The sequence below is a fragment of the Vibrio methylphosphonaticus genome (assembly GCF_023634655.1).
Taxonomy (GTDB): domain Bacteria; phylum Pseudomonadota; class Gammaproteobacteria; order Enterobacterales; family Vibrionaceae; genus Vibrio; species Vibrio methylphosphonaticus.
The window spans coordinates 273,075-293,970 of record NZ_JAMKMS010000001.1 but is presented as its reverse complement, the minus strand read 5'-3'; the positions used below and the strand labels follow the sequence as shown (position 1 = coordinate 293,970).

18 protein-coding genes and 1 other annotated feature are annotated in these 20,896 nt (G+C 43.8%); of the genes, 14 read left to right on the top strand and 4 right to left on the bottom strand.

Annotated features, from left to right (window positions below; translation table 11 throughout):
* Positions 1–404 precede the first annotated feature (404 nt).
* The 3 genes from M9196_RS01305 to M9196_RS01295 all read left to right on the top strand — a co-directional run bounded on the left by M9196_RS01305 (position 405) and on the right by M9196_RS01295 (position 4,237).
* A complete protein-coding gene (locus M9196_RS01305) occupies positions 405–1,343 on the top strand; it encodes a TIGR01212 family radical SAM protein (protein ID WP_250615725.1) in 939 nt (312 codons plus the stop codon).
* Between the two features lie 69 nt (positions 1,344–1,412).
* A complete protein-coding gene (gene arcB, locus M9196_RS01300) occupies positions 1,413–3,764 on the top strand; it encodes an aerobic respiration two-component sensor histidine kinase ArcB (protein ID WP_250615724.1) in 2,352 nt (783 codons plus the stop codon).
* 2 nt (positions 3,765–3,766) lie between these two features.
* On the top strand, positions 3,767–4,237 hold the full coding sequence (locus tag M9196_RS01295) for a hypothetical protein (RefSeq protein WP_250615723.1): 471 nt from the start codon (positions 3,767–3,769) through the stop codon (positions 4,235–4,237).
* A gap of 75 nt (positions 4,238–4,312) precedes the next feature.
* Here M9196_RS01295 and arcA read toward each other — a convergent pair whose 3' ends face one another.
* A complete protein-coding gene (gene arcA, locus M9196_RS01290; RefSeq protein WP_250615722.1) occupies positions 4,313–5,029 on the bottom strand; it encodes a two-component system response regulator ArcA in 717 nt (238 codons plus the stop codon).
* Between the two features lie 329 nt (positions 5,030–5,358).
* On the opposite strand from arcA, the gene M9196_RS01285 reads away from it, so the two are divergent.
* Together M9196_RS01285 and M9196_RS01280 are read left to right on the top strand one after the other, a co-directional pair.
* Complete coding sequence (locus M9196_RS01285; RefSeq protein WP_250615721.1) at positions 5,359–5,751, top strand: DUF3293 domain-containing protein; 393 nt, start codon at positions 5,359–5,361, stop codon at positions 5,749–5,751.
* Positions 5,752–5,836: 85 nt separating this feature from the next.
* Entirely contained in the window at positions 5,837–6,319 is a 483-nt protein-coding gene (locus tag M9196_RS01280; protein WP_250615720.1) for a putative 4-hydroxy-4-methyl-2-oxoglutarate aldolase, read from the top strand.
* Between the two features lie 7 nt (positions 6,320–6,326).
* Here M9196_RS01280 and M9196_RS01275 read toward each other — a convergent pair whose 3' ends face one another.
* Positions 6,327–6,797 carry a ribonuclease regulator gene (locus M9196_RS01275; RefSeq protein WP_250615719.1) on the bottom strand — a complete coding sequence of 157 codons (471 nt, stop codon included), beginning with the start codon at positions 6,795–6,797 and terminating at the stop codon, positions 6,327–6,329.
* Between the two features lie 276 nt (positions 6,798–7,073).
* Positions 7,074–7,192, top strand: a sequence feature (Thr leader region).
* 29 nt (positions 7,193–7,221) lie between these two features.
* On the opposite strand from M9196_RS01275, the gene thrA reads away from it, so the two are divergent.
* The 5 genes from thrA to M9196_RS01250 all read left to right on the top strand — a co-directional run bounded on the left by thrA (position 7,222) and on the right by M9196_RS01250 (position 14,262).
* Positions 7,222–9,681, top strand: a complete 2,460-nt coding sequence (thrA, locus tag M9196_RS01270; protein ID WP_250615718.1) for a bifunctional aspartate kinase/homoserine dehydrogenase I — start codon at positions 7,222–7,224, stop codon at positions 9,679–9,681.
* 1 nt (position 9,682) lies between these two features.
* Positions 9,683–10,645, top strand: a complete 963-nt coding sequence (gene thrB, locus M9196_RS01265) for a homoserine kinase (RefSeq protein WP_250615717.1) — start codon at positions 9,683–9,685, stop codon at positions 10,643–10,645.
* Entirely contained in the window at positions 10,642–11,922 is a 1,281-nt protein-coding gene (gene thrC / locus M9196_RS01260; protein WP_250615716.1) for a threonine synthase, read from the top strand. Before thrB ends, thrC begins: the two co-directional genes overlap by 4 nt.
* A gap of 219 nt (positions 11,923–12,141) precedes the next feature.
* Positions 12,142–12,939 carry an arylamine N-acetyltransferase family protein gene (locus M9196_RS01255; protein WP_250615923.1) on the top strand — a complete coding sequence of 266 codons (798 nt, stop codon included), beginning with the start codon at positions 12,142–12,144 and terminating at the stop codon, positions 12,937–12,939.
* A gap of 477 nt (positions 12,940–13,416) precedes the next feature.
* Positions 13,417–14,262, top strand: coding sequence for a magnesium transporter (locus tag M9196_RS01250; protein ID WP_250615715.1), 846 nt, complete (start codon positions 13,417–13,419; stop codon positions 14,260–14,262).
* Positions 14,263–14,354: 92 nt separating this feature from the next.
* Here the strand turns inward: M9196_RS01250 and dacB are convergent, their stop codons facing one another.
* Positions 14,355–15,794, bottom strand: a complete 1,440-nt coding sequence (dacB, locus tag M9196_RS01245; RefSeq protein WP_250615714.1) for a serine-type D-Ala-D-Ala carboxypeptidase — start codon at positions 15,792–15,794, stop codon at positions 14,355–14,357.
* A gap of 427 nt (positions 15,795–16,221) precedes the next feature.
* Here dacB and greA point away from each other — a divergent pair, with 427 nt between their 5' ends.
* Positions 16,222–16,695 carry a transcription elongation factor GreA gene (gene greA / locus M9196_RS01240; protein WP_250615713.1) on the top strand — a complete coding sequence of 158 codons (474 nt, stop codon included), beginning with the start codon at positions 16,222–16,224 and terminating at the stop codon, positions 16,693–16,695.
* Between the two features lie 171 nt (positions 16,696–16,866).
* Here the strand turns inward: greA and yhbY are convergent, their stop codons facing one another.
* A complete protein-coding gene (yhbY, locus tag M9196_RS01235; protein WP_250615712.1) occupies positions 16,867–17,163 on the bottom strand; it encodes a ribosome assembly RNA-binding protein YhbY in 297 nt (98 codons plus the stop codon).
* 112 nt (positions 17,164–17,275) lie between these two features.
* Here yhbY and rlmE point away from each other — a divergent pair, with 112 nt between their 5' ends.
* The 3 genes from rlmE (at position 17,276) to folP (ending at position 20,894) form a co-directional block, all read left to right on the top strand.
* On the top strand, positions 17,276–17,905 hold the full coding sequence (gene rlmE / locus M9196_RS01230; protein ID WP_250615711.1) for a 23S rRNA (uridine(2552)-2'-O)-methyltransferase RlmE: 630 nt from the start codon (positions 17,276–17,278) through the stop codon (positions 17,903–17,905).
* A gap of 105 nt (positions 17,906–18,010) precedes the next feature.
* Entirely contained in the window at positions 18,011–19,996 is a 1,986-nt protein-coding gene (gene ftsH, locus M9196_RS01225; RefSeq protein ID WP_250615710.1) for an ATP-dependent zinc metalloprotease FtsH, read from the top strand.
* A 67-nt stretch (positions 19,997–20,063) separates the two neighbouring features.
* Positions 20,064–20,894 carry a dihydropteroate synthase gene (gene folP, locus M9196_RS01220; RefSeq protein WP_250615709.1) on the top strand — a complete coding sequence of 277 codons (831 nt, stop codon included), beginning with the start codon at positions 20,064–20,066 and terminating at the stop codon, positions 20,892–20,894.
* The last annotated feature ends 2 nt before the right edge of the window (positions 20,895–20,896 follow it).

Here is a 20,896-nt window from a genome sequence, read left to right as displayed (position 1 = left end):
AAAGTATTGCGAGAAAAACAATCCGTGGTGATATTCCGCAACGTATACTCACTTTCTAGTGAATTATTTTGGTGGGAAAGGAATATCGCCTTTATTCTACTAATGTAACCTGTAATCCTAACAGCATAATCAGAAGAATTGTGTAAGTATCCTACAATTTTGTTCTCGGTAATTCCAACTAAAGTTACTTCTGTAACCCATTTTTTTTATTTGAAATTGAATACAATTGGTAACATAACGCTAACATTTGGCGCTTTTTTATTGTTTTTGTGCATATTTATTGATTTTGATTAAGTTGACAGTAGGGGGGGATTGCTACTGTGCCTGGTTTTATTTTGCAGGGATGTAATTTAGTTTCAAAAATTAGAGTGATAGTCATTCTTATTTAATCGAGTTTGTTTGATATGCAGTTACACGAATTAGTTAATACGATTGGTCAAGATCTTCAGCGTCGCTATGGCGAAAAAGTACATAAGCTGACCTTGCATGGTGGATTTAGTTGCCCAAATAGAGATGGTACCATTGGGCGTGGTGGATGTACTTTTTGTAATGTCGCATCGTTTGCAAATGAAAACACGAGAATACAATCGATTCACGAGCAATTAACCGACCGAGCAGGCGAGGTTAAACGAGCTAAAAAATATCTCGCCTATTTCCAGGCGTATACGAACACCTACGCCGAAGTGCAAGTTCTTAAAAACATGTATGAAGAGGCACTAAAATACGCTGACATAGTAGGATTATGTGTGGGGACTCGTCCAGATTGTGTTCCTGATGCTGTGTTAGATTTATTAGCGGATTATGTCAAACAAGGTTATGAAATATGGCTAGAGTTGGGTCTGCAAACGGCAAACAATCAGACATTGAAACGTATTAATCGTGGTCATGACTTTGAAGTGTATGATGCCATTACCAAGCGCGCACGGGCGTTAGGTATTAAGGTTTGTACTCACCTCATTGTTGGGCTGCCAAAAGAAAGTAAACAAGATAACCTCGATACGTTAGACAAAGTTCTGCTAACGGGGACGGATGGAATAAAGTTGCACGGATTGCATATTGTTGAGGGCAGTACCATGGCTAAAGCATGGCATGCTGGTCGGTTAGAAGCCCCAACATTAGATTTCTATCTTGATGTCGCCAGTGAAATGATTCGTCGCACGCCACCCGACATTGTTTTCCACCGTGTGGCATCGTCTGCGCGAAGACCAACACTGCTTGCGCCACTTTGGTGTGAAAATCGCTGGTTAGCGATGACTGAATTAGGTAGAAAGCTTTGTATTGAAGGCCCGCAAGGGGCGCTCCTTGATAATCCTTTCACTTATCACAAACCTCAACTCAAATAATCGAGCATTCGTGCATGGCAACTAGGCGAAGTGATACACTTAGCTGAGTTGCCATGCACGGAGTGCTGAATGAAACCCATCAAAAATCTCGCGCAATATTATGTCGATCTCTTAGTGAGACTTGGCATTGTTCGTTTCTCTATTTTACTTGCCCTTGCACTCGTGGCTCTTGCCGTGGTTGTGCAGGTTGGCATTACCTTGGTACTAAACGGTCGAGTGGATGACATTGATATCGTTCGCTCGGTATTTTTTGGTCTCATTATCACCCCATGGGCCGTTTATTTCTTGTCAGTGGTTGTCGATCAGTTGGAAGAGTCGCGACAACGATTAGCCAAAATGGTGTCCAAGCTTAAAGACATGCGTTCTCGTGACCAAGAGTTGAACATCAAGCTTCAACAAAACATCAGTAAACTTAATCTGGAAATAGAAGAGCGAGAAAAGGCAGAAGAAGCACGTGAAGAGGCCATCAAGGATCTAGAAAATGAAGTGTATCAACGCGAACGAACGCAGCTTGAATTAGCGGAGAGAACCGCGTTATTACGCTCCTTTATCGATGCATCCCCTGATTTGATCTATTACCGCAATGCAGAAGGTGTGTTTTCTGGCTGCAACAAGGCGATGGAAGAACTCACGGGCAAAAAAGAAAAAGAATTGGTCGGTTTAACGCCCTGGGACGTTTACTCGGAAGAAATTGCAGAACAGGTGGTCGAAACCGATCATAAAGTAATGAGTAACAATCAAGCTCTGACGTATGAACAGTGGTTAGAGTACCCTGATGGTAAGAAGAGCTATTACGAACTTCGTAAAGTTCCTTTCTATAGCAAAGATGGGCGCCACCTTGGCCTTGTGGGGTTTGGACGTGACATTACTGAGCGAAAACGCCATCAAGAGTCACTGGAAAAAGCCAGTCGGGATAAAACAACGTTTATCTCGACAATTAGTCATGAATTAAGAACACCGCTTAATGGCATCGTAGGCTTAAGCCGAATGCTGTTAGAGAGTTCGTTAGATAAAGAACAGCGCAGTCACATGCAAACGATTAATGTAAGTGCAATAACGCTGGGTCATATTTTTAATGACATTATCGATATGGATAAATTTGACCGCCGTAAATTGGAGCTTTATCCAGAACCCTTAAAATTTGAAGATTTCATTGTAGAGATCGAGAGTATTTCGGCATTGATGGCAGAACAGAAAGGTTTACGCTTTGATTTAGAGCGATTAACGGAACTGCCAGAAGGGATCTGCGTGGATGCGACGCGATTAAGGCAAGTGATATGGAACCTTGTCAGCAATGCGATGAAATTCACTAAACAAGGTGGGGTTGTGATGACGGTCAGCGCTGATGTCATTGATGGCATTGCTCACATCGTTATTGAGGTAGAAGATACTGGTGTTGGTATACCGCAAGCTGAGGTTGATAAGATTTTTGCCATGTACTATCAGGTGAAGTCAAAAACGGACAATTTGCATGCCGTGGGTACTGGTATCGGACTCGCCGTTTCGCAGCAGTTGATTCATATGATGGATGGAGAGATTACCGTTGATAGTGAAGAAGGGTTTGGTAGCACCTTTACTATTTCGATTAATGTTCCTTGTGCTGATGAGAAACAATTGGTTGTAGAGCCTATTCACTCCCAGCGGGGGTTACGAATATTCATGCTTGAGGACATTGAATTAAATATAACGGTAGCACGTAGTCTTCTAGAAAGCTTAGGACACACCGTGACGGTTGCGATGACGGGTAAGGAAGCCATTAGCCTATTTCAGCCTCAAGATTACGATTTAGCGCTATTGGATATTCAGTTACCTGACATGACAGGTTTTGATGTTGCCCAATACTATCGAAACCATTATGACCAACTGCCTCCACTCGTAGCGTTGACTGCGAACGTCGTTAAAAATAAGCAAGATTATCTCGAGCAAGGAATGGATGATGCGCTGAGTAAGCCATTAGATGTGAAAGCACTAACAGAGGTGATCAGTGAATTATCATCCACTGTCGAGCCTAGTGTAGCACTGGTACCTAAAGAAGAGGATGAAGAGTTGATGAACACTAACCGTGATTTATACGAACGCTTACTTGATATTGGGATGTTAGACTCGTACGTTGATATCGTGGGAACAAAACCTGTACTTGATAGCATCACAATGTTTGAAGATATGATGCCGGGCTATATGGATATCTTACATTCCAACATGACGGCACGGGATCAGCCTGGGATTGCGTCTGAAGCCCATAAAATTAAAGGTGCAGCAGGATCTATTGGTCTGAAGCGAATTCAATCCGTGGCACAACAAGCACAATCACCAGAGTTACCGGCTTGGTGGGAAAATATAGAAGATTGGATCGAAGAAATAGAAAATGAATACCGTAATGATATTCAAGTTTTAAAGTCTTGGTTAGAAAGTAAGGATTAATAATGAAAAGAATGATCACAGCAGTGGCATTGGCCATTGCGCTTGGTGGGTGCGTATCATCGTCGAATAGTCACGTAGATGCCTGGACGGCAACGGAAACCGTTATGGTTGAGCAGCAGTCGATCTCAATGGCCTCGAACTTGTGGATTGATATGATGCCAAAGGTGGGTGAAGCACAACCGCTTATGAAGGAGCAAATGCTCCACGGCGCAATAAATCTAAGTGGAGAAGATCAGTTACCTGCGGATATGGATGTACTTAAGGTGCTCTTGAAGCAAGGCGATGAGGTCTGGGAATTAGGTGCTGATGATTTTGAGCTGCGTAGCCATAGTGAACAGCAATGGGAAGTGGCTTTTAAGTGGCAATTAGAATTCAATAACTCAGAGCCGGTCGATGTGGCACTGCTATTGGTGGATCAAGGTAAAGAAACATGGCTGCTCAATACGCATGTTTCGGTTGATACCGTTTACTAAGCGAACGGAAGCAACAAAAACGATACGTAATAAAAAGGGACGCCGATGCGTCCCTTTTTTACAGTTATGTTGTGATTATTCTTCGAGGTCGCCGCAGAAGCGGTAGCCTTCACCGTGAATCGTCGCAATGATCTCTGGCGTACCAGAAACTGACTCAAAGTGCTTGCGGATACGACGAATTGTCACATCAACAGTACGATCATGAGGTTTAAGCTCACGGCCTGTCATTTTCTTCAAAAGGTCGGCGCGAGTTTGAATCTTTCCTGGATTTTCACAGAAGTGAAGCAGGGCACGGAACTCTGAGCGTGGTAGCTTGTAACCATCACCACTAGGGCTTACCAGTGAGCGGCTGTTGATATCAAGTACCCAACCATTAAACTCGTATTTTTCAACACTACGTTTCTCTTCTTGAGATACGTTACTGCTCATAGAGCGAGTAAGCAGGTTACGAGCACGAATTGTTAGCTCACGTGGGTTAAATGGCTTAGTGATATAATCATCTGCGCCGATCTCTAAACCAAGGATTTTATCCACTTCATTGTCACGTCCCGTTAAGAACATAAGGGCAACATTAGCTTGCTCTCTCAGTTCACGAGCGAGAAGCAGACCGTTTTTACCTGGAAGGTTGATATCCATGATAACAAGGTTTACAGAGTTGTCAGACAAGACCTGATGCATTTCTTGACCATCGCTGGCCTCAAATACAGCATATCCTTCTGCTTCAAAAATGCTCTTAAGAGTGTTACGTGTTACTTGCTCATCTTCAACAATAAGAATTTGCGGGCTTTGCATTGGCTGTACCTAAATTAAACTTGTGATAAATCGGGCTGTAGTAGAATAAATTCTAGGCAATAAGTTAACATATAGGTAATGTTTCTTGGATGTTCTGCTTACAATCAGAGAAACAGTTACGATATGTGTCGCCATCCATGAAGCTGCCAGCTAACGAGAAATCCCTTAAATCTCTTATTATTCCGCTAGGTCATTGAGGCGAATTCTAATATGTTAACAGCATGCTAACAATGGTCAAATGTTAATTACTTGCAGTTTGTTGATTTAAATCAATAGCTGACTTGTAACAAATATTAATAGTAATAGGTAAATCGAGTGCGGTAATCAATATGTGTGTTAATGCGCAGTTATGGGATTCTTATGCAAATGCTTGCTTTAGGTTTGAAGGAGAATGGCGAGCTAAACAATACGCGATAATCACAGCATGGAACCCCAGAAGCATTCATTTGTCTAATGATTATAACATTATTAAAAACAATGAGTTAATTATTGATATTTACGGAAGATCAAAGTTAAAAGTAGTCGTTGGTGATGCAAACTTTGATTGGTATGAAGAGAGTTATGCCGTTGAGATGACGCTTTTAGAAGCGTGTGACTTAGGACAAAAATATCATCAAAACGCCATCTATTATGTCGACAATGGTGTGCTGCTTTTGGTTCCTTGTGATGGAGAACGCCAACCAAAAAATTTAGGTTTATTGAGTCAATATGTGGCTGATTAGCTACAAAACGCTGAATAAATGGAAAGGATTTTTAATTTAGAGCTCTCTAAAGGTAAGCCTATTGAGTCCAATTCATGGAGGAAAAATGAGAGATATCACACCTGATATTTGTGACCAACACGAAGATAAAGTGATGCTGTTGAACGTACCGCTGCAAAACTTTGGTCAAAGAGCGGCTTTTTGGGGAGAGATAGTGACCATTCGTTGTTATCACGATAACTCCAAAGTACGAGAAGTGCTTGCAACAAATGGCAAAGGAAAGGTTCTTTTCGTAGACGGCAATGGTTCCTGTCAAAAGGCCTTACTGGGTGACCAACTCGCTATCATGGCGATAGAGAACGGTTGGGAGGGCGTTATTGTTAATGGCGCTATTCGAGATGTTGCCGCGATGTCTGAAATGGATTTAGGTGTTAAAGCGTTAGGGGCGTGTCCATTTAAGACTGAAAAGCGTGGTGCTGGGGAGGTAAATGTGACACTAACGATGAACAACCAGATAGTGCAACCGGGACATTACATTTACTCAGATTGGAATGGTATTTTAATCGCTAAAGAAGCGTTATCGTTTTAACTAAGCGCTAGAAACGAAAGCCTAGACCGACTTCGACACCTTGTTGAACTTTCTCAAAGTCAAAGGTGGCGTGTACGTCTAGGTTTTCTGTTAAGCGCATTCGACTGGATATCTCTGCTGCCATTCCAGATTGTGTTACATCGTTTTCTTCATACTGGTAGCCGCGTAGCATACTTTTTACTGAAATTCGTTCTGACACTTGATAGCTCATGCCGCTGAGGAACCCTCTATCACTCGATTCTAGAGAATTATTAAGGCGAGCACCGATGTAGACGTCTACGGAATCGAAGACCGAATAAGCGTATCCACTGTCGACGTTCCATTGATCTAAATTATTGCTGGATGACTTGCTGTCAGATACAAGAAAAAAGTTATGAGGAGAGGCATCATGCTGAGAGGGCAGCGCAGGTAACTCAGCCGCTCGAGCGATGTTTAATGACCAAAGGATGAACAAAGCAGACGCAATCATTGCCTTCATAGCACCACTCCTTGTTCATTATTATTGATTTTTTATTTGTCCATTAATTAAAGCACAATATCTAAGCAGAAAGTTGTATATCGATATAGCATTTAACGATTTACTCATAACCTAATGACATATATCTATCATAAATGTCATTTTCTAGTGATTGACCCGAATAACGCCTTTGATTTAAGAAAAGTACAGATTTTGATTGACTAGCCTACGGAAAGTGCGGTAAACGTATGGGTAAGCACATAAGAAAGTTTGTAGATTAAGCTATGTATAGAAGCCAGCTAGTAGTAATGACCACCACGATTATTATTACCGACATGACCAATGTTGGAGCAGGCTGGTAGACGGAAGAAATTCAAAAACAAGGCCTGTATCACCAAGATACGGGCCTTTTTTTTACCTGTTTTGAGTATTTCGGGAGGAAAGGATGCGAGTATTAAAATTTGGCGGCTCATCATTAGCCGATGCTGACCGCTTTTTACGAGCGGCAGATATCATTGCCAACAACGCCCAGCAAGAAAATTTAGCAGTAGTGCTATCAGCACCAGGGAAGACAACGAACAAGCTCGTCGCTGTGATTGATGCGGCTCTAAAAAATAGTGAAGTCGAACTGCAGATCTCGGAGCTGGAGGCATCGTTTAAAGCGTTATTTGCCAGCATTCAATCAGTTCTTCCCAATATTCAAAGTACAGATTTTGACAATCAGGTAAAAACATCTCTGTTTCAATTGCACCAGTTTGTTCATGGTATCCGTTTGCTTGGCACCTGCCCTGATCATGTCAACGCTCGCATCATCTCAAAGGGTGAGCGCATTTCTATTCAATTGATGAAGGCTGTACTAGAAGCCAAAGGCCAAGCTGCGGCATTAATTGACCCTGTTAAATATCTATACGCGAATGGTGATTATCTTGAAGCGATGGTTGATGTAGGGGTTTCCACTCAAAATTTCCAAGCGAGTCCGTTAGAAGATGGAGTCGTTCATATCATGCCTGGCTTTACCGCCGGTAATGCAAAGGGTGAGTTGGTCACATTGGGTCGTAATGGCTCTGACTACTCAGCTGCGGTACTAGCGGCTTGTTTGCGAGCTGACTGCTGCGAAATCTGGACCGACGTAGATGGTGTTTATAACTGTGACCCGCGTTTAGTGGATGATGCGCGTTTACTGAAATCATTGAGCTACCAAGAAGCGATGGAGTTATCGTACTTCGGTGCTTCAGTACTTCACCCAAAAACCATCGCACCTATTGCTCAATTCCATATCCCATGCCTTATCAAAAACTCATTTAACCCTCAGGGTGCTGGGACGTTGATTGGTCAAGATACTGGTGAAGACAACCTGCCAATTAAAGGGATTACCACGTTATCAAACTTAATCATGGTTAACGTCTCTGGTCCTGGTATGAAGGGCATGGTCGGTATGGCTAGCCGAGTGTTTGGCGCCATGTCTTCTGCTGGTGTCTCCATTGTTTTAATCACGCAATCATCTTCGGAATACAGCATCAGTTTCTGTATTGAAGAAGAGGACCGTGTGAAAGCGTCGCAAATCTTAGAGGAAACATTTGATCTAGAACTGAAAAACGGCTTACTTGAGCCAGTAGAGTTTATGGATGATGTAGCGATAGTGACGCTAGTCGGTGATGGAATGAGAACATCACGCGGTGTGGCATCGCAATTTTTCTCTTCGCTGGCAGAAGTGAATGTCAACATTGTCGCGATCGCCCAGGGATCCTCTGAACGTGCTATTTCCGCAGTGATCCCTGAAGATAAAATTTCAGAAGCGATCAAGGCTTGCCATGAAAACCTATTTAACTCCAAACACTTTTTGGATGTGTTTGTGGTAGGTGTTGGTGGTGTTGGTGGTGAACTCGTCGATCAAATTGAACGTCAACAAGTTAAGTTGGCGGAAAAAGGCATCATCATTCGTGTGTGTGGTCTTGCGAATAGTAAAGGCGTGTTACTCGACGGTAAGGGGTTACCACTTGAGCAATGGCGAGATCGCATGAATGACGTAACAGAACGCTTCAGCGTGGCTGGATTAGCGGCATTAGTTCAACGTAATCACATCATTAACCCAGTATTGGTGGACTGTACATCAAGTGAAACGATCGCTAATCAGTACGCTGAGTTTTTAGCAGCTGGTTTCCACGTCGTTACCCCAAATAAAAAGGCCAATACCTCAAGTATGGCTTATTACCATCAACTTCGTGATGTAGCGCGTAGCTCACGTCGTAAACTGATGTATGAAACTACGGTAGGAGCGGGTCTACCGGTTATTGAAAACCTACAGAACTTAATTTCTGCTGGTGACGAATTGGAAAAATTTAACGGTATTCTATCGGGTTCGTTGTCATTTATTTTTGGTAAATTGGATGAAGGACTGACGCTAAGCCAAGCAACGAATGTTGCGAAAGACAAAGGCTTTACGGAGCCGGATCCACGCGATGATCTATCAGGAATGGATGTTGCTCGTAAATTGTTAATTTTGGCTCGAGAAGCCGGCATGGCACTGGAGCTTGAAGATGTGGAAGTGGATCAAGCGCTGCCACCAGGCTTTGATGATTCAGGTTCAATTGAAGACTTTATGGCTCGTTTACCTGAAGCCGACGCATACTTCTCTCAACTTGTTGCTGATGCCGCAGAGGAAGGTAAAGTGCTGCGTTATGTTGGTGAAATTGCCGATGGTAAGTGCCGAGTTCGCATCGCATCGGTTGATGAAAACGATCCTATGTTCAAGATCAAAGATGGTGAGAATGCGCTTGCTTTCTACAGCCGTTATTATCAGCCAATTCCACTTGTACTGCGTGGCTACGGCGCAGGTACGGAAGTGACTGCTGCCGGGGTATTCTCTGATGTGATGCGTACACTTGGATGGAAATTAGGAGTATAAAATGAGTCAGAATGTCGTAGTTTATGCTCCTGCGTCTATCGGTAATGTGAGCGTTGGTTTTGATGTGTTAGGGGCGGCGGTGTCGCCTATTGATGGCACGTTACTGGGTGATTGTGTTGAAATTAAAGCCAGTGATGTCGCTTTTGAACTCACAACAAAAGGGCGTTTTGTCGATAAACTGCCATCCGATCCACAAGAAAATATTGTTTATGATTGCTGGAAGGTGTTTGCTAGAGAGTTGGACAAGAAAGGCATCCCGCTTCAGCCAATTCATATGACGCTTGAAAAAAACATGCCTATTGGCTCCGGATTAGGATCGAGTGCTTGTTCTATTGTCGCGGCATTAGATGCGCTTAATCAATATCATGGTAATCCACTGGATGAAATGGCGCTGCTAGCCTTAATGGGCGAAATGGAAGGGCAAATTTCTGGTGGCATCCATTATGACAATGTGGCACCTTGCTATTTAGGCGGTGTGCAACTGATGCTGGAAGAGCTTGGTATTATTAGCCAAGAAGTCCCTTGCTTTGATGATTGGTACTGGGTCATGGCGTATCCAGGAATCAAAGTCTCGACGGCAGAAGCGCGAGAGATTCTACCTTCTCAATACCGCAGACAAGATATCATCGCACACGGTCGCCATCTTGCAGGCTTCATTCATGCGTGCCATTCTGGTCAGCCGGAATTAGCCGCCAAGATGATAAAAGATGTGGTTGCTGAACCATATCGCGCTAAATTGCTGCCAGGCTTTAGTCAAGCAAGAGAGTATGCGAAGGCTGCAGGGGCACTGGCAACGGGGATCTCTGGTAGTGGACCAACGCTGTTTAGTATCTGTAAAGAAAAAGACGTGGCAGAGCGCGTAGCTCGATGGTTAGAAGAAAATTACGTACAGAATAACGAAGGATTCGTGCATGTTTGTCGTTTGGACAAGCAAGGCTCGAAAGTAACAGGAAGTGAGCAATGAAGCTTTACAATATCAAAGAAAACGATGAACAAGTCTCTTTTGGTCAGGCAGTCCGCCAAGGGCTAGGTCGTAACCAAGGGTTATTCTTTCCCTCTGAACTACCGAAGTTTGAGGATATCGATGCACTGTTAGCGGAAGACTTTGTATCACGCAGCGCAAAAATTCTCTCGGCGCTTATTGGAGATGAACTTCCAAAAGAGAAAGTTTCGGAAATGGTGGATGCTGCCTTCCAATTCTCAGCACCGATTAAAGAAGTGAAAGAGGGCGTTTATGCGCTGGAACTTTTTCATGGCCCAACACTAGCGTTTAAAGATTTTGGTGGCCGTTTTATGGCCAACTCCCTTGCTGCAGTATCAGATGGTGGAAAAATCACGATCTTAACGGCAACCTCTGGTGATACTGGTGCTGCTGTTGCTCATGCCTTTTATGGTATGGAAGACATTAATGTCGTCATTTTGTATCCAAATGGAAAAATCAGCCCACTGCAAGAAAAGCTATTTTGTACGCTAGGTAAAAACATTCACACCGTGGCGATTGACGGTGATTTTGACGCCTGTCAGGCTTTAGTAAAACAAGCGTTTGATGATGCGGAATTACGTAAAGAAATTGGTCTAAATTCAGCGAATTCAATTAATATCAGTCGACTAATGGCGCAGATTTGTTACTACTTTGAAGCAGCATCTCAGCTAAGCAAAGCACAGTGTGAAAACCTTGTTATCTCAGTACCAAGTGGTAATTTTGGTAACTTAACAGCAGGGTTATTGGCCAAAGCGCTTGGACTGCCGATCAAACGCTTCATTGCGGCAACAAATGCCAATGATACGGTGCCACGTTACCTAGAAACGGGGCAGTGGGATCCTAAGCCGACTGTTGCAACAACGTCTAACGCAATGGACGTAAGTCAGCCGAATAACTGGCCGCGCATTGAAGAGCTTTGTCAGCTTAAAGGCTGGGGACTTGATACGCTAGGTAAAGGTGCAGTTACTGATGAGCAAAGTGCGGCATCGGTACGCGAACTCAATACATTAGGTTACCTGTGTGAGCCACATGGTGCGATTGCGTATCGCGTCCTTGATGAGCAGTTGCAAGAAGGTGAAACCGGTCTGTTTTTGTGTACGGCGCATCCGGCTAAATTTAAAGAAGTCGTTGATGATATTCTAGGTACGGACATCGAACTGCCTGCACCACTTGCAAAACACGCTGTCATGGAATTGCTATCTGAAGATCTTAACAATGACTTTGAAGCGCTAAAAGTGGTATTACGACGCGTTCAATAGGGCGCTTGGTCTATTTTTACTGAGTCTATTTGTACTCAGTCTATTGGTACCGACTAGAGCGTTGTACTTAGAACGCTGAACATAAACGCTTGAGTATGAATCACTCTTACCGCTAAGCGAGCGAGTAAGCGACAGTGAAGTCATATTTGAGCGTTTTTTTATATGTCGCGTTATATCAATAACCAGTAAGCACTCTGCTAAATGGGGAAGTAAACAATGATGACGCCAATACAACTCAATCAATACCTCTCTAAACTTGATGTTACTAGTCCCATTACTGTCGACCTAGACAGTTTGTGTACACTCCATCTGAGTCAGCATCGTCGAATACCATTTGAGAACTTTGATGTTGCCGCTGGGCATGCGATTCGTTTGGATCTTGATAGTCTCTTCGATAAGCTAGTTTTAAGTGAACGGGGCGGGTATTGCTTTGAGGTGAATGGTCTATTACTCCATGCATTACAAGCGCTTGGTTTTGATGGCAGGGCATTGCTGGCACGTGTTCATCTTACTGGTGAGCCATCAGGTAGAACGCATCAGGTTTCTTTAGTCACATTAGGCGATCAACACTGGGTTGTTGACGCTGGTTTTGGCTCTCAAACGCCCAGAGCACCCTTACTACTTGAGGCAGGACAAGAGCAACATATTGATCACCAGACATTCCGGTTTATCAAGGAAGAACGCTATGGCTTTATGTTGCAAGTTAAGCGCGATAATGAATGGTTAGATTTATATAGCCTTGATCTTTGTTTTGTGTGCCAAGGGGATATTGAATGCGGTAATCACTATACGTCAACCAGTCTGCACTCCGTGTTTACCTCGGCGACAATAGCGGCTTTGCCTATCGAAGGTGGCATTATTACTTTGCTCGATAACGTACTGAAAATCACGCAGGGCGATGAAGTTGTTTGTATTGATTTGCCGTGCGACGATGCCTATTTCACACTTGTAAAAGAGCACTTTAATATTGAACTTGAAGCTAGCCTTCACAACGCTTTGTTGCTGGGTATAGTTTGAATACTGTCTCCAGTTTGCTATCACCACTTCGCCTTGGTCCTGCTATTGTGATTCTCCAGAGCTTTCTAGTCTGCCTTTAACCAAGTCTAAACAATCAAATTGCAAGTACGCGAGAAGAAATCATTCACCTGAAAAATCGCTAAATAGTTAACAAAGGTAAAAATTAGTTTCAGCGGAGAGAATTGGCTTTACTCAATGAGTGATTTTGGTATTCTAGCGCCGCTATCAAGTTGATAGCTATTTCGGAGATATCTATGAACAATACCGACCATCCTCCTAGTATCAAAGGAGAGAAGTAACACTTTTTCGGTATTTTGCGATCTTCGTTCCCGCCGTCAAGGTGGGAGGCTATATGTCTATATTCCTTTCTTATTTTTCTCCTTTTCTACTATTGCACAAATGAATGCCAACTGAGCTTGGTAGGCGGATATTTGTGACAATTGATGGTCGTTACCAACGCTAATCGGGAGATTCGCCATGACGGTAATGAGCAACACTTATATTGAAAACACCCCTCGCTTCTCAGAAGAAGAGATCAGTGCGGCAACCAAAGCATTCTTACAGTACGACGACGATCAGCAACTCAATTTATTGACAGTAATGCCAATTGATGAGGCGGTCGGCGTGCTGCAACATTGTGCGTTTGGACAAGTCCAACACCTGATTCAACAGCTAGATTTACAGGGGCATGATAAACGGGCAAGACATTTCGCCCACCAACTTGGCTTTATTCACTCCGAGGCAGAAACCACACAAGGGTATTTGACGACGGGAGTGTTAGAGCACGTTAAGCAGCGTATTGGCTGGATTATTACCCTCGCGTTAATGGGGATTGTCTCGGGGCTTATTATTGCTCAGTATGAAGACATACTGAGCCAGTTAGTGTTATTGGCGGTGTACATGCCAGTGATTGCTGCCGCAGGAGGGAATACTGGGACACAAGCCGCAACCTTGGTGATACGCGCGTTAGCGACGGGTGAGCTGAGAAAAAGGCAATGGTTGGACGTACTGTGGAAAGAAAGTCGCGTCGCCATTTGTCTAGCGTCTGCTGTGGCTTTAGTAATGGTGGCAAGAATCCTACTATTTAGCCACCCTGATGCCGGAAATGGCTTTGATTTAAATACCATTGCATTGTCGATTGCTGTGGCATTATTTATCCAGGTGACGATTTCGACTACGCTTGGCGGTGTGCTGCCTATTATTGCGCGAGTATTCCGTTTGGACCCCGCGGTGTTAGTGAGTCCGGTATTAGCATCTATCGTGGATATATCGGGCATGTGGATCTATTTTACGGTTGTGAACTACTTCCTAGGCTTGTCGTAAGGCGTGAGTTAGGGCATTGCGCGTGCTCAACTCACAACCTAGTTAACATTGACGACTAGCAATACTGACGGCTAGCAATACCCAAAGCACAGCTACGGTTGTGCTTTGTTGTTGGACCGCTCTAATGAGCCGCTGTAATCGATGACTTGTCGATACAAGGTTTGCTCAAAATTGGTCAGTGGAGAGATCACGGGCTTTGCCACTTTTGATTTATCTAGGTGGTAATCCGTGACAAGTTGCACGAACATAGTTTCAACCTTGCCTTGTGAGTTTAGTCCGTAACCCATCATATTGTAGGTTCCAAATAATGAACCACTTTTCGCTGAGAGCGCGCCTTTAATGGGGGGTTTTCTCATACTTTGGCGGTACTTCAAAGTGCCATTATTGCCTGATATTGGCAACAAAGTAATCAGATTGAGATCGGCGTCATGATGATAGATATAACGGAGTACATCAGCCATTTGCATCGCAGTTACACGATTATTGCGGGAAAGCCCTGAACCATCGACAAGCACCGAACTATCTAAATCAATATCGGCTTGTTGCTTTAAAATGGCTTTTACAGCCGCGGTACCGTTGTTAAACGATCCCGATTGCTTGAAGTGTGTTGCGCCAATGGTTTTAAGAATATTGTCGGCGTAAAGGTTATTGGAATCACGCAACATTGTGGCAAGCAGCTCCGGTAAGGGGGCTGAATAGTGGTTAACCCGTTCCGTGAGCGTAGTATTTTCCGGTGCGCCAACGTTGATATTACCAGTGATGGTCACGCCAAGCTTATCCAGTTCATCTCGAATGACAGCTTGAGCAAACCTTGCCGGAGAGGATACGGCAAAATTGAGCGGCAGAGGAGATTGACGCTGTACCACACAGCCATCAAGTGAATAACGGTTCTCCGGTGTGATTCTTAGCTCAAGATCGCAATGCTGATCTTGTTGTTGCTGCTTAGTTACGCTGCGAGCGGTCGACATCGCGACTATTGGTTGATGTGCAGGCACGTGGATGCGCGTTGTGCCGTCATTATTGGTATAGAGCGCTCCTTGGACGCAATTGCCATCGAGTGTGATTGCCGAAGCTGGGGCGCTATAGCAAACGCCTAATATATCCCAAGGCCAGCCTACTGCTCGGCTGTAGCCTGAAAACGCACGGTTATCAAGCCATAAGGTATCAATCTGCTTTCCAGTGGTCGCTTTTACTTTGCGTAGCATGGCGCGGAGATCTTGTCGGGAAAATGATGGATCTCCAGTGTAGCGGATGATGACATCATTCCCTGCTGTCGATAGAGTCGTTGTGAAGCGAAAATCATCACCAAGCGATAGCTTTGCCGCAAGAGCAGTCACGACCTTTAATGTGCTGGCTGGTGGAAAGTAATCTTGTGTGTTGTGGTTGATCAAAGGAGAAGACGTTTGTTCAATCGAGTCTAGGTAAACGCTCGAACGGCTTCCTGTTGGTAATAAGGTACTCACATCATCGGCATAGATGAGTGGGGAAATTATAGAAATAGTAAGTGCGACTAGCTTGTGCTTGATGGTCATAACCGTTGAGTCAGTCTTAGTGTGTGTTGTTGTAGGCTAGCAACCAATATTGTTGAGATAAAGAGCTATTTGAGAAACGTTAGGTTAATTTTACTCGGATAGCGGAGCTGCTCTATGTTGAACTAAAAAAACGCTGCACTTCCCTAACGAGTCCGTTTCTGTTGAACTTGCAGCAAGAGAGATTTCTGCGCTATATTGATTGGCTGTGATGTGCCTAATCAGGCACGTTGATGAAATCTCGTTGTTATAAAGCCAGTAGATTGAAGTTCAATACGGATACAACAACTCATCAAGTTATGAATTTCGATGATTTGTATCCATAGATTGATTACACTAGGCTTAATCCAGTTATTTTTAAATTGTACTCAAGCTTTGTTTGAGTAGGGTTTTTTTGTCCAAAGTAAAATTTGGAAAAGAGGTTGTTAAAATGGAAAAGGTTCCAATGACCGCTCGCGGTGAGCTTAAATTACGTGAAGAACTAGAGCGACTACTTAAACTTCGTCCTCTTATTTCTCAAGCAATAGCGGAAGCTCGTGAGCTTGGTGATTTAAAAGAAAATGCCGAATACCACGCCGCGCGTGAAGAGCAAGGTATCTGTGAAGCTCAGATTCGTGATATCGAATACAAGCTTTCAGTCGCACAAGTTATTGATGTGACTAAAATGGATAATACTGGAAAAGTTATTTTCGGTACGACAGTTACCTTGATTGATGTTGATACTGACGAAGAAAAAACGTACCAGATTGTCGGCGATGATGAAGCGGATATTAAAGCGGGCCGTATTTCAGTCAGCTCTCCAATTGCACGAGGTTTAATTGGCAAAATGGAAGGTGATGAAGTGACGATCACTACACCAGGTGGTCAAAAAGATTTTGATATCGACAAAGTCGCATACATTTAAATCTTCACTTATGCTAAAAGTCGCGTTGCGCGGCTTTTTTTATGCTCTCTATTGGGTTCGTGCATACAATCAGTGAGTAAAACGTTGTCGCCGCGATCAAAAAAGGCCGCATGACGCGACCTTTTTAAATTGAAACGAAATGTTTCAATAATGTGACGAATATAGCGCTCGCTATTTACGAGGTAATTCGATTTTCTTTTGCTCTGATTGGCGATAAAGAACAAGTGTCTTACCGATAACTTGTACTTTTTCTGCTTTTGTCTCACGGATAATCGCATCAACAATCAATAGCTTAGTTTCACGGTCTTCCGAAGCCACTTTAACTTTAATCAGTTCGTGGTGGTCAAGAGCGATTTCGATTTCCGCTAGAACAGCCTCTGTTAGTCCATTTGCGCCTAGAAGCACAACAGGTTTCAGTGCGTGTGCTAGGCCTTTTAGGTGCTGTTTTTGTTTCGTGCTTAAGTTCATAACGCGGCCAAATTTATTTAGTGTTAGGGTTGAAAAGTCGTATTTTAACGCCATCTAATGACGAAGACTATACTTTATTCTAAGGGTTTGCCCTTGTTACGTTGGATTTTGAATGAGTAAGCAAAAACACTCGGCCAGTTCAGGCCGTTGGTTGAAGGAGCATTTTGATGATAAATATGCGAATGAAGCCAGAAGAAAAGGGTATCGCTCTCGTGCTATCTTTAAAATTGAAGAGATTCAAAACAAAGATAAGTTACTGAAACCTGGTATGACTGTGGTCGATTTAGGTGCTGCACCTGGAGGTTGGTCACAGTATGCCGCTAAAGTTGTCGGTGACGAAGGGCAGGTCATTGCGTGTGACTTATTACCGATGGATTCAATTGCTGGAGTTAGCTTTTTACAGGGTGATTTTAGGGATGAAGCGGTACTTGATGCACTGCTAGAAAAAATACAACCAGATATGGTCGATGTTGTGATGTCAGATATGGCACCAAATATGGCTGGAAATTTATCTGTTGATCAACCTAGAGCAATGTATCTTGTTGAACTAGCATTAGATATGTGTAGACAAGCTTTGGCTCCTGGAGGCAGCTTTGTCGTCAAAGTTTTTCAGGGAGAAGGGTTTGATCAGTATGTGAAAGAAGTGCGCGACATGTTCAAAGTTGTGAAGATTCGTAAACCAGACTCATCGAGAGCTCGCTCTCGTGAGGTATTTATTGTAGCGAATGGATACAAAGGCTGAACATTAGTTTACAAAGAGAAAATTAACATTGTAGCTACAGCTGAAAAACTGTAGTACCCTACCTTTAATTACAATTAGTTATCGAGGACTGACACCTTGAGTGACATGGCAAAGAATTTAATTTTGTGGTTAGTCATCGCCGTTGTGTTGATGTCGGTATTCCAAAGCTTTGGACCTGGCGAAAGCAATGGTCGAGCGGTAGATTACACCACGTTCGTACAGGAAGTTGGCAATGGCCAGATTCAAGAAGCGCAGTTTAAAGACAGCGAGATAACCTTTACTCGCCGTGGCGGTAGTCGCTTTGTGACTTACATGCCAGTTTATGATCAAAAACTTCTTGATGACCTTATTAACCAAAACGTAAAAGTTTCGGGTACACCACCGGAAGAGCAGAGCCTACTAGGCACTATCTTTATTTCGTGGTTCCCAATGATTCTTCTTATTGGTGTTTGGATTTTCTTCATGCGTCAAATGCAAGGCGGCGGTGGCAAAGGCGCAATGTCCTTTGGTAAATCCAAAGCTCGCATGATGAGTGAAGAGCAGATCAAAACGTTGTTTTCTGACGTTGCAGGTTGTGACGAAGCAAAAGAAGACGTGAAAGAGCTGGTGGATTACTTACGTGACCCTAGCCGATTCCAAAAGCTCGGTGGTAAAATCCCAACGGGTATTCTTCTAGTCGGTCCTCCTGGTACGGGTAAAACCTTGCTTGCGAAAGCGATTGCTGGTGAAGCTAAAGTACCATTCTTCACAATTTCAGGTTCTGATTTTGTAGAAATGTTTGTCGGTGTTGGTGCATCTCGTGTGCGTGACATGTTCGAACAGGCGAAGAAAGCCGCGCCGTGTATCATCTTTATTGATGAAATCGATGCTGTGGGTCGTCAACGTGGTGCTGGTGTAGGTGGTGGTCATGATGAACGTGAGCAAACACTAAACCAAATGCTTGTTGAAATGGATGGCTTTGAAGGTAATGAAGGTATCATTGTTATCGCTGCGACTAACCGTCCAGACGTACTTGACCCTGCATTACTTCGTCCTGGTCGTTTTGACCGTCAGGTTGTGGTTGGTCTTCCAGATGTACGCGGTCGTGAACAGATCCTTAAAGTACATATGCGTAAAGTGCCATTAGCATCTGATGTTGAACCGTCGTTGATTGCACGTGGTACACCTGGCTTCTCAGGTGCAGATCTTGCTAACCTTGTTAACGAAGCAGCACTATTTGCAGCTCGCGGCAACAAGCGCAATGTTTCTATGGTCGAGTTTGAACTGGCGAAAGATAAAATCATGATGGGTGCCGAGCGCCGCTCAATGGTGATGTCGGAAGAAACAAAAGCTTCAACCGCCTATCACGAAGCCGGTCACGCGATTGTAGGCCGTCTAGTGCCAGAGCATGATCCAGTATACAAAGTGTCGATTATTCCACGTGGTCGAGCATTAGGTGTGACCATGTATTTGCCGGAACAAGATCGCGTTAGCATGTCTCGTCAGCATCTAGAGTCTATGATTTCTAGCTTGTATGGTGGTCGACTAGCAGAAGAACTGATTTACGGTAAAGACAATGTGTCCACTGGTGCATCAAATGATATCGAACGCGCGACAGATATAGCTCGTAAGATGGTGACGCAGTGGGGCTTCTCTGAGAAGCTTGGTCCACTTCTTTATGCTGAAGAAGAAGGTGAAGTATTCTTAGGTCGCGGCATGAGTCAAGCGAAGCATGTTTCTGACGAAACGACTCGATTAATCGATGAAGAAATTCGTGTGTTAATTGACCGTAACTATGCTCGAGCGAAGCAAATTCTTGAAGATAACATGGATTTGATGCACGCAATGAAAGATGCACTCATGAAATATGAAACCATCGATGCGGGTCAAATTGATGATCTAATGGAGCGCAAAGACACCATTCGCGAACCAGCGGGTTGGGGTGATCAAGCCAACGCTCAAGAGGCTTCAAAATCAGAAGCTAAGAGCGAGCCTGCGAAAGCAGAGGCAGCACCTGAGCCTGAAGCGACAGAAACTAAATCAGCAGAGACTAAAGCTGAAGATGTTGAAGATAACGATTCAACCACATCCTCAAAAAAAGATTCTGAATAGTCTTTAATTATTAAGCCCCGAGGATCTCTCGGGGCTTTTTTCGTTTATACAGCCACGATTTATTGCCATGTTATTAAGTGCTAACAATAAAACTCTCCATTTAGACCGTCCGCAAATTATGGGCATCCTCAATGTGACGCCAGATTCTTTCTCCGATGGTGGTCAGTTCAATTCTATTGATAATGCGTTAGAGCAAGCCGCTGCCATGATCCAGGCCGGTGTGACCATCATTGACGTGGGTGGTGAATCTACACGACCGGGTGCGCCTGATGTTACGCTGAGTGAAGAGTTATCACGTGTTATTCCAGTTATCCAGGCGATCCGTCAACAGCATGATGTTTGGATTTCAATCGATACCAGTAAAGCTGAAGTGATGAAGCAAGCGATTGAAGCTGGCGCTGATATCATCAATGATGTGCGGGCGCTACAAGAACCTGGAGCTCTTGAGGTGGCAGCAGCAGCTAATGTGCCTATTTGTTTAATGCATATGCAAGGTCAGCCAAGGACCATGCAACAGGCGCCGACGTATCATGATCTGCTTGAGGATATTCAAGGCTTTTTGGACGAAAGAATTAAAGCTTGTGAAAGCGTGGGCATATCAAGAGAGCAGCTTATTCTTGATCCAGGATTTGGGTTTGGTAAGACGCTTGAGCACAATTATCATTTATTAGCTCATCTCGATAAATTTCATCAGTTTGGTTTACCTGTGCTGGCGGGGATGTCGAGAAAGTCGATGATATTTAAACTACTCGATAAAAAACCGGCTGACTGTATGGTCGGAAGCGTTACTTGCGCAGTACTTGCGGCACAAAAAGGGGCGCAAATCATTCGGGTACACGACACAAAAGAAACCATCGAAGCAATGGCTATTGTTGAGATGATGCAAAACAATATATAAAA